This window comes from Arsenicibacter rosenii (assembly GCF_001870735.1).
In the GTDB taxonomy this organism is placed as follows: domain Bacteria; phylum Bacteroidota; class Bacteroidia; order Cytophagales; family Spirosomataceae; genus Arsenicibacter; species Arsenicibacter rosenii.
In genome coordinates this window covers 1-383 of record NZ_MORL01000305.1, presented here as the reverse complement: position 1 = coordinate 383, position 383 = coordinate 1, and the positions used below count along the sequence as shown (strand labels likewise).

1 protein-coding gene is annotated in these 383 nt (G+C 51.2%); it reads left to right on the top strand.

Going from position 1 to position 383, the window contains the following annotated elements; translation table 11 throughout:
- A partial coding sequence (locus BLX24_RS31365) for a sodium/proton-translocating pyrophosphatase (RefSeq protein ID WP_177226025.1) occupies positions 1-365 on the top strand: 365 nt, incomplete at its 5' end.
- Positions 366-383 lie beyond the last annotated feature (18 nt).

The window sequence follows — 383 nt, the reverse complement described above, 5'->3', positions numbered from 1 at the left end:
TGCTGGCCGGTGTAACCGTATCGGGCGTGTTGATGGGGATTTTCCAGAACAACGCCGGTGGTGCCTGGGATAACGCCAAGAAGTCGTTCGAGAAAGGGGTAGAGATCAACGGCCAGATTTATTACAAAAAATCGGAGCCGCACAAGGCCGCCGTTACGGGAGATACCGTAGGTGATCCGTTTAAAGATACATCAGGTCCTTCAATGAACATCCTGATCAAGCTGATGTCTATCGTGTCGCTGGTAATTGCGCCATACATTGCGATCAAAGACGGGGCGCACACGGTTAAAGCTGAGAAAAAGTGCTCATCGGTTTGCCGTGACAAGGTAGCTGCTTCGGCACTGAAGCCGGTGGAGCGGCTGTAATAAAATGATCAGCCAACA